Source organism: Streptomyces sp. CB03234 (assembly GCF_001905885.1).
Lineage (GTDB): Bacteria > Actinomycetota > Actinomycetes > Streptomycetales > Streptomycetaceae > Streptomyces.
This window is the reverse complement of record NZ_LIYH01000004.1, coordinates 240,180-253,704: the sequence shown is the minus strand read 5'-3', so window position 1 is coordinate 253,704 and position 13,525 is coordinate 240,180. Positions and strand designations below refer to the sequence as shown.

Here is a 13,525-nt window from a genome sequence, read left to right as displayed (position 1 = left end):
GGACCGGCCCCTGCGGTGAGCGACAACCAGAACCTCCTCGCGGAGCAGCGGCGCGCCTTGATCCTGGACGAGGTGAGGCGGCGCGGCGGGGTGCGGGTCAATGAGCTCACCCGCAAACTCAACGTCTCCGACATGACGGTCCGCCGGGACCTGGACGCGCTGGCCCGGCAGGGCGTCATCGAGAAGGTGCACGGCGGCGCGGTGCCGCTGGTCGAGGCGAGCACCCATGAACCGGGGTTCGAGGCGAAGTCGTCGCTGGAGCAGAGCGCCAAGGAGGCCATCGCCAGGGCGGCGGCGGTGATGGCGGCGCCCGGCAGCGCGATCGCCCTGTCGGGCGGTACGACGACGTACGCGCTGGCCCAGCATCTGCTGGACGTGCCGGACCTGACGGTGGTGACCAACTCGGTGCGGGTCGCGGATGTCTTCCACACGGCACAGCGCACCGGCTCGGGCGGCGCCCCGCGCCCGGGCGCGGCGACCGTGGTGCTGACGGGCGGCGTGCGGACGCCGTCGGATTCGCTGGTGGGGCCGGTGGCCGACCAGGCGATCCGCTCGCTCCACTTCGACGTGCTGTTCCTCGGGGTGCACGGCATCTCGGTGGAGGCCGGGCTGTCCACCCCGAACCTGGCGGAGGCGGAGACCAACCGCCGCTTCATCCGCTCCGCGCGGCGCGTGGTCGTCGTGGCGGACCACACCAAGTGGGGCACGGTGGGCCTGAGTTCCTTCGCGCGGCTGGACGAGGTCGACGCCCTGGTGACGGACGGCGGCCTGTCGGACGAGACCCGCGCGGACATGGCGGAGCACCTCCCTGGGCTGGTCGTGGCGGGCGAGGAGGACGCGCCCTGACGGCCGCTCCCCGGCCGACCCCGGGGCGCGGCTCGCCGCCCCATCGCCGCCGGTTCCGGGCCCCGGCTCCGGGCGGCCCCGGTACGGGGCCCGCTGCCCGTGCGTCAGGCTCCGGCAGCACGGGCGAGGGCCCGCTGCCGGCTGCCCGGCCGGGTCCGCTGCCGGCTGCCCGGCCGGCGGCTTCGGCGGCACGGCAGGAGGCCCGTTGCCCCGGCCGGCGGCTCCCGCGGCACCGGCGAGGAACTCACGGCCCCGGTCGGCGGCACCGCGGCACCGGAAAGGGCCCGCTGCCCAGCCGTCCGTTCCGGCGGCACGGCCAGCGGCCAACTGCCCGGCCGTTGGCATCGGCATCGGCGGCACGACGAAGGTCTCGCTACCCCGCCGACGGCACGGCGGCACGGCGGCACGGCGAGAACCGCCGCTGCCCGGCCGGCGGCACGGCAAACAGGCTCACGGCCCCGGCCCCGGCCCCGGCCCCGGCATCGGCACCGGCGGCGGTGGGGTGGCGCGCATACGATCGGGGCATGGCCGTGTTCCGGATCGTCCGTGGTGCCCCCCTGTCCGTCACCGAGGCGTGGCGGCGGCTCACCGACTGGCCGGCTCATGCGGCGCGGGTCCCCCTGACGCATGCCGCGGGGGTGACGCCGGGGCCCGTACGGGTCGGGAGCCGGTTCACGATGCGTACCGGGATCGGGCCGGTCGGGTTCGACGATCCGATGGAGGTCGTCCGCTGTGAGCCGCCCCGGCCGGGCGGGGCCGGCGCGGGTGTGTGCCGGCTGGTCAAGCGCGGCCGGGTGATCACCGGCTGGGCCGAGATCGAGGTACGGGAGGCGGCGGTGCCCGGGGCGGTCCGGGTGACGTGGACGGAGGAGCTGCGCGTACGGGGGCTGCCGAAGGTGTGCGACGCGGTGCTCGCACGGGCGGGCCGGTGGGTCTTCGGCCGGGCCCTGTCCGGTCTTCTGGCGGACAACTGACGGGGCGCCAGCTATGGTGTGGGGCCCTGGCGCCACCCCCCTCGTATGCCGGAGGTACGGTCCATGGCACGCCGACTGCGACCCGTGCGGCTCGACTTCCTCGAGTCCGCACCCCTGCGTCTCGTCTTCGACACGGAAGTGGCCGCGCCGCCCTCGGCGGTGTACCGGGCGCTCGCCGACGAAGTCGCCGACAGCCCGTCCTGGTTCACCGCCATCGCCGCCGCCCGCCCCATCGCCGGCGGCGCCGGCCGGGAGATACGGCTGCGCGGTGGTGTGGTCTTCCAGGAGCGGATCCTGGTGACGGACGCCGGTGAACGCTACGCCTACCGAGTGGAGGAGACCAACGCCCCCGGCGTACGGGCTCTGATGGAGGAGTGGCTGCTGACCCCGGCCCCGCACGGCACCGGCACCGGCACGCGGGTGCGGTGGACGATGGCGGCCGAGGGCACCGCGCCGTTCCGGCTGGTGATGCGGCTGGCCCGGTCCGGGGTGGGCCGCTCGTTCCGGGACGCGATGCGCAACCTCGACCGCAGACTGGCGTCGTCCCCGGCTCCGTAACGTTTCATCAGGCGTGCGCGGGCCGGTCCGGCCAGACGCCGCTGCCGAGGAACTCGTCGATGGCCGCGCTGTACGGGGCGATGTCCAGGCCCTGTTCGGCGAGCCAGGTGTCGGAGTAGTACTTGTCGAGGTAGCGGTCGCCCGGGTCGCAGATCAGGGTGACGACGCTGCCGGTGCGGCCCTCCGCCACCATCTCGGCGACGATCTTCAGCGCGCTCCACAGGCCGGTCCCGGTCGAGCCGCCCGCCTTGCGCCCGATGGCGTTCTCCAGGGCGCGTACGGCGGCCACGCTCGCCGCGTCGGGCACCTTCATCATCCGGTCGATGGCGCCGGGCACGAAGCTCGGCTCCATCCGGGGCCGGCCGATGCCCTCGATGCGGGAGCCGCAGTCGCTGGCGGCGTCCGCGTTGCCGGTGGTCCAGCCTTCGAAGAAGCAGGAGTTCTCGGGGTCGGGGACGCAGACGCGGGTGTCGTACAGCATGTAGTGGACGTAGCGGGCGATGGTCGCCGAGGTGCCGCCCGTACCGGCCGTGGCGACGATCCAGGCGGGTACGGGATGGCGCTCCAGGCGCAGCTGCTGGTAAATCGATTCGGCGATGTTGTTGTTGCCGCGCCAGTCGGTGGCCCGTTCCGCGTACGTGAACTGGTCCATGTAGTGGCCGCCGGTGGCGACGGCGAGGGTAGCGGACTCCTCGTACATCTTGCGCGAGTCGTCGACGAAGTGGCACTGGCCGCCGTGGAATTCGATGAGCCGGATCTTCTCCGGGCTGGTGGTGCGCGGCATGACGGCGATGAACGGCACGCCGATCAGGCTCGCGAAGTACGCCTCGGAGACGGCGGTGGAGCCGCTGGACGCCTCGATGACGGGCTTTCCGGGGCGGATCCAGCCATTGCACAGGCCGTAGAGGAAGAGTGAGCGCGCCAGGCGGTGCTTGAGGCTGCCGGTGGGGTGGGTCGACTCGTCCTTCAGGTAGAGGTCGATGCCCCACTGTTCGGGCAGCGGGAAGCGCAGGAGGTGCGTGTCGGCGGACCGGTTGGCGTCGGCCTGGACCTTGCGTACGGCTTCTTTCAGCCACTCCCGGTACGTGGGATCGCTGCGGTCCACGTCGATGGTCTCGGCCGGGTACGCCGGTCCCGGCCCCTGTTCCGGCTGCCCTGTTCGTTCCATGGTGCTCACGCGCCACTCCTCGTCCTTCTCGGCTCTCCTGCCCCATCCCGAACATACCCCCCTCACCTGCGCAAACGATGACTTTGATGACCCATAGGGAACGCTTGCAGGGGCGCCCGGCGCGGCGCATGGGGCAGCCGAGGGGCGCATCCACCTACGCGCCCTGGTGTACGGGCGGGTACTTGTGCAGACTGACCGGCATAAACCTGCGCGAAGGGGGCTGGGTACGTCATGGCCGAGGCCGATTTCAGCGCCACCGGCGTACGGATCGAACGGTGGCCACGCTCGCTGACCCGGGCGGGCGAGGTCCTGATCAAGGACGGCAGGCTGGCGCTCCTCACCAGCTACGGACGGGTGATCGACAGCGCGCCGGTCCGGGCGGTCAGGGCGAGCAGGCCCTGGTTCGCGGGGCGTGACGACGCCATGGTGGCGACGCTGAACGGCACGCGGTACCGGCTGACCATGGGACAGCGCAGCCGGAGGCCCGACGGGCCGGCCGCGGGGGCGCTGGCCGGCCGCCTGCTGGAGGCCGTTCGCCGCGCGGACGGCGGCAGGGACTGAAGAGAAGTGACGGCAGGGACCCACGGGTAACCGGTCGCCGCGAGTTGCGAAGCGGTCACCCCTGGTCCACGCTGGACTGACATCACTACCCAGGGTGCACCGGCGGTGACGCTGCGATCCAGCCCGCCGGACCAACAGCCAGCCAACTACTGGATCCGATCTCCGTCTTCTTCCGGACCTCACTTCGGGGAGTCGCAGCCGTGATCAGCCAGGCAAGCAGGCAGTGCACGGTAGAGCTCCAAGCCCTGCCGTCGCGGATCGGTCAGGTCCGCAGAATCGTTTCAGCGCAGTTGCGCTACTGGAATCTCGATTGTCTGATCGAGAAGGCCGCGCTCGGTGTCACCGAGCTCCTGACGAATGTTCACCAGCACGCCCAGCCGGACAAGGTGTGCACCGTCGAGATCGAGCTGATGCTCGACCGGCTGACGGTCTCGGTCCACGACCACGACCCCCGCCTCCCCACGGTCAACACGTCCGACCCGCTGGCCACTTCGGGCCGCGGACTGGCTCTGATAGAGGCGGTCAGCGAGAGTTGGGGCGCCAGGCCGCAGGGCGAGTCCGGGAAGGTCGTGTGGTTCACCCTTCCGGCGCCCTCGTCCTCACCCCTTCCCATCCCGCCCCTCCCGGTGTACGGGGCGGCCACCAGCGGTCCGTTCACGGGCACCGTGCCCTTCGGGGACACGGCGGAGGCGGCGGACGCGGTACGCGAACGGGCCGCTGTCCGGCCGGCCGTGGCGGGCTGACCGGAGGTGGTGCCCGCCGCACGCGGAGTAGGCTCGCCGGTGACGGAGGGGGAACGATCGTGGGCGAGGACCGCGAGGGCGTGGTCGTCTACTGGCGGCCCGGCTGCCCGTACTGCATGAAGCTGCGCCTCCAACTGCGCTTCACACGGCTGCCGTACACCGAGGTGAACATCTGGAAGGACCCGGAGGCGGCGGCTTACGTCCGCTCCGTCGCCGACGGCAACGAGACCGTGCCGACCGTGAGCGTGGCGGGGACGGCATTGGTGAACCCGTCACTGCGGCGGCTGCGGGAAGCGGTCAGGACGCGTGCCCCGCACCTGATGTGACCGCTGCCCGGGCCCGCGCCGCGTTGAGGGCCGGGTTCAGGCGGGGCGGGGCAGGCCGGGCACGCGTCGTCGTTACGCTGCCGGGCGGCCCAGGGCGGCGAGGGGGTCGTCCAGCACCGGCTGCCAGGCCAGCTCGGCGGCGCCGACGAGGCTGTTGTGGTCCAGGGTGCAGCCCAGGATCGGTACACCGCCGCTGCGGCCCCACAGGCTGCGGTCGGCGACCACCGCCCGCAGTCGCTCGGGGTCGGCGGCGAGGAGTTCGCGGTGGAGGCCGCCGAGGATGATGCGGTCGGGGTTGAGGATGTTGACCAGGCCGGCCAGGCCGAGGCCGAGGCGGTCGATGAGTTCCTCGGTGGCCGCCCGTACGCCCGGGTCGCCCGCCTGGTCGCGGAGCAGGTCGCGGCTCTGCTGGAGCAGGGAGACCTCGGGGCCGGGGGCGCGGCCGGCGGCCGTGAGGAAGGCGAGCGGGTCGGCCTCGACGTCGAGGCAGCCGCGGCTGCCGCAGTAGCAGGGGCGGCCCTCGGGGTTGACGGTGAGGTGGCCCACTTCGAGGGCGAGCCCGGAGCTGCCGGTGTGGAGGCGCCCGTCGAGGACGAGGGCGCCGCCGACGCCGCGGTGACCGGTGGCGACGCAGAGCAGGTGCTGGGCGCCGCGGCCGGCGCCGTGCCGGTGCTCGGCGAGGGCGGCGAGGTTCACGTCGTTGCCGGTGAAGGCGGGGCCGTCGATGCCGGCCGCCCGTACCAGCCCGGCGAAGATGTCGCGGACCGGCGCCCCGGCGGGCCAGGCGAGGTGGAGCGGGTTGAGGGCGGTGCCTTCCGGTTCGGCGACGGCGGAGGGGACTGCGAGCCCGGCGCCCACGCAGCGGCGCCCGCTCTCGCGCAGCAGTCCGGCGCCCGCCTCGACGACGGCCGCGAGGACCTGCGCGGGGTCGGCGGAGACGGTCACGCAGCCGGGCGCGGTGGCCACGATGCGGCCGCCGAGGGCGACGAGGGCGGCGCGGAAGCCATCGGCGTGGATCTGGGCGGCGAGGGCTACGGGGCCGTTCTCGTCGACGGTGAGCCGGTGCGAGGGGCGGCCCTGGGAGCCGGCGGCGGCACCGGGGCGGGAGTCGACGCGGATGAGGCCGAGGGCTTCCAGTTCGGCGGCGACGGCACCGGCGGTGGCGCGGGTGACACCGAGCTCGGCGGTGAGGACGGCGCGGGTGGGGGCGCGTCCGGTGTGCACCAGTTCCAGTGCGGGGCCGAGCGCGCTGCGGCCTCTGTCCAGCCGGGGTGATCGGGTCGTGGTCGCCTTGCCGTTCATGGGGGCGAGTCTCCCATGATCCAGCGGGCCCTCCGGCCCCGCGGTGCAGTTTCGGCCGGTCGTGGACGGGTACTGCGGGCGGCAGGATCACCGGAGGTCACGGTGGCCGGAGGCCGCCGGAGCTGCCGCAGGCCGGAGGTCGCGAAAGGACCGGGAGGTTCCATGGCACGCCCCGAGAGCGAGACGACGGTCAGGGCCCTGCTCGACGAGGCGGGCCGCACGTACGCGGAGCAGGCCGGGATTCACCTGAAGGACACCCCCCAGCCGCTGTACCAGCTGCTGGTCCTGGCGCATCTGCTGAGCGCCCGGATCCGCGCCGACACGGCGGTGGCGGCGGCCCGCGCCCTGTTCGAGGCGGGGATGCGGGACGCGCGGCACATGCGCGACGCCACGTGGCAGCAGCGGGTGGACGCGCTCGGCGAGGGCGGTTACCGGCGCTACGACGAGCGGACGTCGACCCAGCTGGGCAAGGCGGCGGAACTGGTCGTCGACACGTACGGCGGCGATCTTCGCCGGTTGCACGACAAGGCCGGGGGCGACGTGGACGAGTTGCGCGCGCTGCTGCAGGAGGTGCCGGGGATCGGCCCGGCCGGCGCGGACATCTTCCTGCGCGAGGTGCAGGGCGTATGGCCGGAGCCGGCGCCGTACCTGGACGACAAGACGCTGGACGGAGCGGAGCGGCTGGGCCTGCCGGCGGACCGGGAGGAGCTGGCCGGTCTGGTCGGGAAGGAGGAACTGCCCGCGCTGGCCGCCGCGCTGGTGCGGGCCGCGCTGGACAAGCACGTCGTCGACGAGGTCCACGAGAAAGTCAGCGAGACACAGGGAGGATCCGGATGACCACCCACGACCGCGGCGGACTTCCGCTGCCCGACTACGACCAGCTGCCCGTCGGCACGCTGGAGCACCGCATCCGGTCGCTCAGCGTCCCGGAGCTCGACCAGCTGCTGCACTACGAGCATGAGCACGCCGACCGCGCCATGGTCGTTCAGGTCATCACGGCCCGGAAGCGGCAACTGGACGCCGGAGCCCCCTTGTCCAGCGGTAACCCGGCCGCTTTCAAGCCGGAAACGGCCGGTCACGGCCAGGGCGGCTCACGGGTCTCGCCCGCCACGTCGCCGGAGCCCATGAGCCCGCCGCCGCACGGCACGCCGGACCAGCAGGGCAAGCCGAAGGGCGACCGCACCGGCTGACCGCACCGGCCGACCGGGCCGACCGGGCCGACCGGGCCGGGTCGGCCAACCACACCGGCCGACAGCACCGGCAAACAGTACGAGACGAACCGCCGGGCCCCCGGAACGACGCCGGTCCCGGCGGTTGAACGCTGCCGCTCCCGACCCCTATCCTGAGTTTGTGCCGCACCTAAACAAACTACGGACGGCCGTCCCGGGGGGATCAGGCGGAGACACCGCCGCGCGTTCCCTGGCCCGCCTCCGCACCGCCCTGACCCTGTTCTTCGCCCTCGACGGTTTCCTGTTCGCCGGCTGGGTGGTCCGCATCCCGGCCATCAAGCAGCAGACCGGAGCCTCCGCCAGCGACCTCGGCCTCGCCCTCCTCGGCGTATCGGCCGGCGCCGTCGTGACGATGACGCTCACCGGCCGCCTGTGCCGACGCTTCGGCAGCCACCCGGTGACGGTCGCCTCGGCGGTGCTGCTCAGCCTGAGCATCGCCCTCCCGCCGCTGACCCACTCGGCGCTCGCGCTCGGCCTGGTGCTGCTCGTCTTCGGCACCGCGTACGGCGGGATCAACGTGGCCATGAACAGCGCCGCCGTCGACCTCGTGGCCGCGCTGCGCCGCCCGGTGATGCCCAGCTTCCACGCCGCGTTCAGCCTCGGCGGGATGCTCGGCGCCGGGCTCGGCGGCCTGGTCGCGGGTGGCCTCTCCCCCACGGCGCACCTGCTCGGCCTCACGGTCGCCGGGCTTGTGCTGACGGCCGCCGCCGGCCCCGTACTCCTGCGCCGTCCCTCCCCCACCGTCCCCGAGGCCCTGCCCGCCGACGAGCGGGCGCCGGGCGCGCCGGACGCGCGGGGCGGCCGCCTCGACGGCCGGTCGCGCCGGCTCGTGACCGTCTTCGGGGTGATCGCCCTGTGCACGGCGTACGGCGAGGGTGCCCTGGCCGACTGGGGGGCGCTGCACCTGGAGCAGGACCTGCGCGCCCACCCCGGTGTGGCGGCCGCCGGCTACTCGCTGTTCGCCCTCGCCATGACCGCCGGGCGCCTGTCCGGTACGGCGATGCTGGAGCGGCTCGGCCAGACCCGCACCCTGGTGGCGGGCGGGGCGACGGCGGCGGCCGGCATGCTGCTGGGCGCACTGGCGCCCACGGTGTGGCTCGCGCTGCTCGGCTTCGCCGTGACAGGGCTGGGCCTGGCCAACATCTTCCCCGTCGCCGTCGCCAGGGCGGGCGCCGTGGCCGGCGCGGGCGGGGTGGCCGCCGCCTCCACGCTGGGCTACGGCGGGATGCTGCTCGGTCCGCCCTCGATCGGGTTCCTCGCCGACTGGTTCTCGCTGCCGGTGGCGCTGACGACGGTGGCGGTCCTGGCCGGCGGCGCGGCCCTGATCGGGTACGCGGCACGCAACGCGTCGGCGGCCGGGCGGTCCGGATAGCGCGGACGTGTCAGGGCGTCGCAACCGGTGCGTGACCGCTTCCGGCCATACCGGTCCGCGGCACCGCACTGGCAGAATCGCGACATGGAGATCACCGAGCACATCAAGTCCCTTGCCGCCGACGGCCGGTTGCTCGCCGACGCGGCCGAGCGGGCGGGCACCGACGCGCCGGTCCCGGTCTGTCCCGGCTGGCAGGTGCGGGACCTGCTGCGGCACACGGGCGTGGTGCACCGATGGGCGACCGGCTTCGTCACCGAGGGGTACACCTCGCATCAGCCGATGGGCGACGAACCCGGTCTCGACGGTGGGGAGCTGGTCGACTGGTTCCGGGAGGGCCACGACCGGCTGGTCACCGCGCTGACCGAGGCGCCCGACACCCTGGAGTGCTGGACGTTCCTGCCCGCGCCCTCGCCGCGCGCGTTCTGGGCCCGGCGCCAGGCGCACGAGACCGCCGTGCACCGGGTGGACGCGCAGTCGGCCCTGCGGGCGGGGGCCGGAGTGCCGGGGGTGGCACCCGCGTTCGCCGCCGACGGGATCGACGAGCTGCTGCGCGGCTTCCACGCCCGGGAGAAGAGCCGGGTGCGTACGCCGGAGCCGGGCATCCTGCGCGTACGGGCGACGGACACCGGTGATGTGTGGACCGTACGTCTGTCGGATCAGGTCCCGCACGCCGAGCGGACGGCCGACGGGCCCGCCGACTGCGAGCTGAGCGGCCCCGCCGGGCAGGTGTACCTGGCCCTGTGGAACCGGCTGCCGGCCGACGCCGTCTCCACCGCCGGGGACGAGCGGCTGGCGCGACTGTGGCGGGAGACGTCGGCCATCTGAGGAGCCGCGGATCGCGGCCGGGTAGGCCGGCCCTTCCCCGTGGGTGGAACACGCCATCGGGCTCCGCGCGAAGCACAGGGCGCCCCGCGCGGAGCCCGGGAAGCCCCGGAGCCGCGAACCCCGCGAAGGGCCACCGCCTCCCGAAGGTGCCCCGCGTCGTTGAGCGGCCTCAGCGACGCGGATCGGCGTCGAGGACCGTCGAGGACCGTCGAGTGGGGCATCGTGTGTCCGTCGGACAGCCCGAGGACTCCTCGTCAGTAGTCGATGCGGTCGGACTTGGCCAGCCACGCGTCGAACGGCGCCGTACGGTTCGGCAGGTCCAGCTGCTCGACCGGCATCGGCCACAGCGACGCGGGCTTCTTGTCGAACAGGTCGTAGAACTTGCGGTCGTCGAAACCGGCCACCGCGGCGTCGTGCCGGTCGGCGGCGTAGACGATCCGGTCGACCCGCGCCCACAGTGCGGAGGAAAGACACATCGGGCACGGCTCACACGACGTGACCAGGACGCAGCCCTCGAGGGAGAAGGTGTCCAGCTGCTTGCAGGCGGCACGCATCGCGCTCACCTCGGCGTGCGCCGTCGGGTCCAGGGTCGCGGTGACCTGGTTGTTCCCGAGCGCGACGATCTCGCCCCCCTTGGCGACCAGTGCGCCGAACGGACCGCCGCCGTTCGCCACGCTGTTGGTGGCCCGCCTGATGGCCTCGTCCATCCAGGCGCGCTCGAGCTCGTGGACGCTCGCTTCTTGGGTGTGCGCGGTCATGGTGACTCCTCTTTCGGAAACGGTGGGGGTTGGTTCCCCAGGTGCTCTGCCCGTGCGGGACACCGCACCCGGGACAACAAGTGGGTCCTGCGGGTACCGCCTCAGTCGGCTCGGTCGGCGAAACCCGCGGGGTTTCATCGCGGCGTGACGCCGCCGATGCGCTCCGGTGCGACCGGGGTGTGGCCGGGTTCATCCCCGCCGCGTCGCGGCTGGCGTTCCCGGCGCGTTCGGGTCGCCCCTACAGGTGGCTTCCCGCCACCAGCGCGTCGCCCCGGAGACTCTGGTAGGGCTACGCCCCCCACAGCGCGTCGGCCGGCACAGCGTTGCGCTCGTCGAGCTCCGCGGCAGCGGTGATACCCGGGCCACTCCATGCGATCTCTCCATGCCGAGCGAATAACGTCTTGGTCACGGTCTTCTCCTTCGTTCGGCACGAGGTCAGGAGGATGGAGCAGAGTGGTATACCGCGATGAGGACGCGCGACTGACCCTTCGCTCGTGTGGCAAGCCGGACGAGGTCCGCGACACCCATTTTTTGCTTCATGGCAACCTGCTCTCCCCCGCTGCAACTTGTTGAGGAGTACACAGCCACGCGAGTGGAGTCAGCTAGGAGTGAAAGACATGAAAGCGCCCACACGCCCTTCGTAGACTTCTCCAAGATCCAGTCGGCCCTGCGGCGCTGGACCCCTCCCCCGCACCCCGGCCGTCGTTCCTGATCAGGCCGGCGGGAGCGAGTGCGGGGACCGACCCGGCTGAGACCGCAGCTCAGTCTCCGGTGAAGCACGGAAGGCGGCTTGCGGTCCGGCTGTCCGGCTTTCCGGCTGTCCGGAGATGGAACCCGTGGGGCGGGGTGATCAGAGGCGTTCGGCGAGCATCCGGCTCAGCACGGCACGCTGGAGGGGCTGCGCCTCGGCGTGCCGGGCCCGTCCCGCGTCCGTCAGGGCCACCCGCACACCGCGCCGGTCCTCGCTGCACATGCCACGGGACACCAGCCCGTCCTTCTCCAGCCGCGCGACCAGCCGCGACAGGGCGCTCTGGCTGAGGTGCACCCGCGAGGCGAGCTCCTGCACGCGGTACGCGCAGCCGCCACCGTCCTCCGCCGCGCCCTCGGCGAGCACGTCCAGGACCTCGAAGTCACTGGCACCGAGCCCGTACTGGTGCAGCGCACGGTCGAGTTCGCACATCGTGCGGGCGTGCAGGGCGAGCACGTCGCGCCACCGCTCCACCAGCGCCCGCTCGGACTTCGTCACAGCCACCATGAACCCACGTTAGCAGGGAGGACACCGTTTGTTGCATGGGAATTAAATGCACTTGCATTGGATGCATACGCATGTAGTGTGCTGCGCATGACCTCTCCGCTCAACGTCCCTTCCCCTGCCGTGGGTTCGGCCACGGAGGACCGCTGGAGCCCCCGCCTCTGGGGCACCCTGCTGGTGCTGTGCGCCGCGATGTTCCTCGACGCCCTCGACGTCTCGATGGTCGGCGTCGCCCTGCCGTCCATCGCCACCGACCTCGGCCTGTCCACCGCCACACTGCAGTGGATCGTCAGCGGCTACATCCTCGGTTACGGCGGTCTCCTGCTGCTCGGCGGCCGCGCCGCCGACCTCCTCGGCCGCCGCCGCGTCTTCCTGATCGCCCTCGCCGTCTTCGCACTCGCCTCCCTGCTCGGCGGGCTCGTCGACTCCGGCCCGCTGCTGATCGCGAGCCGCTTCATCAAGGGCCTGAGCGCCGCGTTCACCGCACCCGCCGGCCTCTCGATCATCACCACCACGTTCAAGGAAGGCCCACAGCGCAACCGGGCCCTGTCGATCTACACCACCTGCGCCGCCACCGGCTTCTCCATGGGCCTGGTGCTCTCCGGGCTGCTCACCGAGGTGAGCTGGCGCCTGACGATGCTGCTGCCCGCGCCCATCGCGCTCATCGCCCTGATCGTCGGCCTGAAGCTGATCCCGCACAGCGACCGCGAGGACACGCGCGGCGGCTACGACGTACCGGGCGCCGTCACCGGCACCGCCGCCATGCTGCTGCTGGTGTTCACCGTGGTCCAGGCGCCCGAGGTGGGCTGGGCCTCCGCCCGTACGCTGCTGTCGTTCCTGGCCACCGCCGTCCTCCTCGCCGCCTTCGTGACCATCGAGCGGCGCAGCGCGAGCCCGCTGCTGCGGTTGGGCGTCCTCCGCTCCGGCACGCAGCTGCGCGCCCAGCTCGGCGCCGCCGCGTTCTTCGGCTCGTACGTCGCCTTCCAGTTCATCGTGACGCAGTACATGCAGTCGCTGCTCGGCTGGAGCGCGCTCCAGACGGCGCTCGCGTTCCTGCCGGCCGGTGTGCTGGTGGCGCTCTCCTCCACCAGGATCGGTGACGTGGTCGACCGGTTCGGCACGCCCCGGGTGATCGCGACGGGCTTCACGCTCCTCGTCGTCGCCTACGCGATCTTCCTCCAGGTCGACCTCACCCCGAGGTACGCGGCCGTCATCCTCCCCTCCATGCTGCTCCTGGGCGCGGCGTGCGCTCTGACCTTCCCCTCGCTCAACATCCAGGCCACCAACGGCGTGGACGACGACGAGCAGGGCATGGTGTCCGGGCTGCTCAACACCTCCATCCAGGTGGGTGGCGCCATCTTCCTGGCCGTCGTGACCGCCGTCATCACGGCGGGCGGCCACGGGGGCGGTTCGTCCCCGCAGGCGGTACTGGACAGCTTCCGGCCGGGTCTCGTCGTGGTGACCGCGATCGCGCTCGCCGGGCTGCTGATCACTCTGACCGGGCTGCGACGCGACCGCCGTACTCGGCGACAGCCGTCCGTCGTGGTCGCGAAGTCGGCCGGTACGAGCGCGGAGAAGGCCGAGCCCGTCGGCGTACGGGACTGACCGGAC

General features: G+C 72.9%; 15 protein-coding genes. 11 read left to right on the top strand and 4 right to left on the bottom strand.

Features of this window, described 5'->3' with window-relative positions; all coding sequences use genetic code 11:
- Positions 1–15: 15 nt before the first annotated feature.
- The 3 genes from AMK26_RS18305 to AMK26_RS18295 all read left to right on the top strand — a co-directional run bounded on the left by AMK26_RS18305 (position 16) and on the right by AMK26_RS18295 (position 2,378).
- Entirely contained in the window at positions 16–846 is an 831-nt protein-coding gene (locus AMK26_RS18305) for a DeoR/GlpR family DNA-binding transcription regulator (protein WP_073755769.1), read from the top strand.
- Positions 847–1,370: 524 nt separating this feature from the next.
- A complete protein-coding gene (locus tag AMK26_RS18300) occupies positions 1,371–1,820 on the top strand; it encodes an Immediate-early protein 2 (protein ID WP_073755768.1) in 450 nt (149 codons plus the stop codon).
- 63 nt (positions 1,821–1,883) lie between these two features.
- Complete coding sequence (locus AMK26_RS18295; RefSeq protein ID WP_073755767.1) at positions 1,884–2,378, top strand: SRPBCC family protein; 495 nt, start codon at positions 1,884–1,886, stop codon at positions 2,376–2,378.
- Positions 2,379–2,385: 7 nt separating this feature from the next.
- Here AMK26_RS18295 and AMK26_RS18290 read toward each other — a convergent pair whose 3' ends face one another.
- A complete protein-coding gene (locus AMK26_RS18290) occupies positions 2,386–3,546 on the bottom strand; it encodes a PLP-dependent cysteine synthase family protein (protein WP_107421001.1) in 1,161 nt (386 codons plus the stop codon).
- 231 nt (positions 3,547–3,777) lie between these two features.
- Here AMK26_RS18290 and AMK26_RS18285 point away from each other — a divergent pair, with 231 nt between their 5' ends.
- The 3 genes from AMK26_RS18285 (at position 3,778) to AMK26_RS18275 (ending at position 5,176) form a co-directional block, all read left to right on the top strand.
- On the top strand, positions 3,778–4,107 hold the full coding sequence (locus tag AMK26_RS18285; RefSeq protein WP_073755765.1) for a hypothetical protein: 330 nt from the start codon (positions 3,778–3,780) through the stop codon (positions 4,105–4,107).
- 200 nt (positions 4,108–4,307) lie between these two features.
- Positions 4,308–4,850, top strand: a complete 543-nt coding sequence (locus AMK26_RS18280) for an ATP-binding protein (RefSeq protein ID WP_073755764.1) — start codon at positions 4,308–4,310, stop codon at positions 4,848–4,850.
- 59 nt (positions 4,851–4,909) lie between these two features.
- Positions 4,910–5,176 (top strand): mycoredoxin, encoded by a 267-nt coding sequence (locus AMK26_RS18275; RefSeq protein WP_073755763.1) that lies wholly within the window; start codon positions 4,910–4,912, stop codon positions 5,174–5,176.
- Between the two features lie 72 nt (positions 5,177–5,248).
- On the opposite strand, the gene AMK26_RS18270 is transcribed toward AMK26_RS18275, so the two are convergent.
- Positions 5,249–6,478 carry an ROK family protein gene (locus AMK26_RS18270; RefSeq protein WP_073755762.1) on the bottom strand — a complete coding sequence of 410 codons (1,230 nt, stop codon included), beginning with the start codon at positions 6,476–6,478 and terminating at the stop codon, positions 5,249–5,251.
- 162 nt (positions 6,479–6,640) lie between these two features.
- Here AMK26_RS18270 and AMK26_RS18265 point away from each other — a divergent pair, with 162 nt between their 5' ends.
- The 4 genes from AMK26_RS18265 to AMK26_RS18250 all read left to right on the top strand — a co-directional run bounded on the left by AMK26_RS18265 (position 6,641) and on the right by AMK26_RS18250 (position 9,904).
- Complete coding sequence (locus tag AMK26_RS18265; RefSeq protein ID WP_073755761.1) at positions 6,641–7,315, top strand: endonuclease; 675 nt, start codon at positions 6,641–6,643, stop codon at positions 7,313–7,315.
- Positions 7,312–7,668 (top strand): hypothetical protein, encoded by a 357-nt coding sequence (locus AMK26_RS18260; protein WP_073755760.1) that lies wholly within the window; start codon positions 7,312–7,314, stop codon positions 7,666–7,668. Before AMK26_RS18265 ends, AMK26_RS18260 begins: the two co-directional genes overlap by 4 nt.
- A gap of 160 nt (positions 7,669–7,828) precedes the next feature.
- Positions 7,829–9,079 (top strand): MFS transporter, encoded by a 1,251-nt coding sequence (locus AMK26_RS18255; RefSeq protein WP_073755759.1) that lies wholly within the window; start codon positions 7,829–7,831, stop codon positions 9,077–9,079.
- Positions 9,080–9,163: 84 nt separating this feature from the next.
- Positions 9,164–9,904, top strand: a complete 741-nt coding sequence (locus AMK26_RS18250) for a maleylpyruvate isomerase family mycothiol-dependent enzyme (protein WP_073755758.1) — start codon at positions 9,164–9,166, stop codon at positions 9,902–9,904.
- Positions 9,905–10,158: 254 nt separating this feature from the next.
- Here the strand turns inward: AMK26_RS18250 and AMK26_RS18245 are convergent, their stop codons facing one another.
- Positions 10,159–10,662 (bottom strand): nucleoside deaminase, encoded by a 504-nt coding sequence (locus AMK26_RS18245; RefSeq protein WP_073755757.1) that lies wholly within the window; start codon positions 10,660–10,662, stop codon positions 10,159–10,161.
- Positions 10,663–11,512: 850 nt separating this feature from the next.
- Positions 11,513–11,917, bottom strand: a complete 405-nt coding sequence (locus AMK26_RS18240; RefSeq protein ID WP_073755756.1) for a MarR family winged helix-turn-helix transcriptional regulator — start codon at positions 11,915–11,917, stop codon at positions 11,513–11,515.
- Between the two features lie 87 nt (positions 11,918–12,004).
- On the opposite strand from AMK26_RS18240, the gene AMK26_RS18235 reads away from it, so the two are divergent.
- Positions 12,005–13,519: an MFS transporter gene (locus tag AMK26_RS18235; protein ID WP_073755755.1), complete on the top strand. Its 1,515-nt coding sequence runs from the start codon at positions 12,005–12,007 to the stop codon at positions 13,517–13,519.
- Positions 13,520–13,525 lie beyond the last annotated feature (6 nt).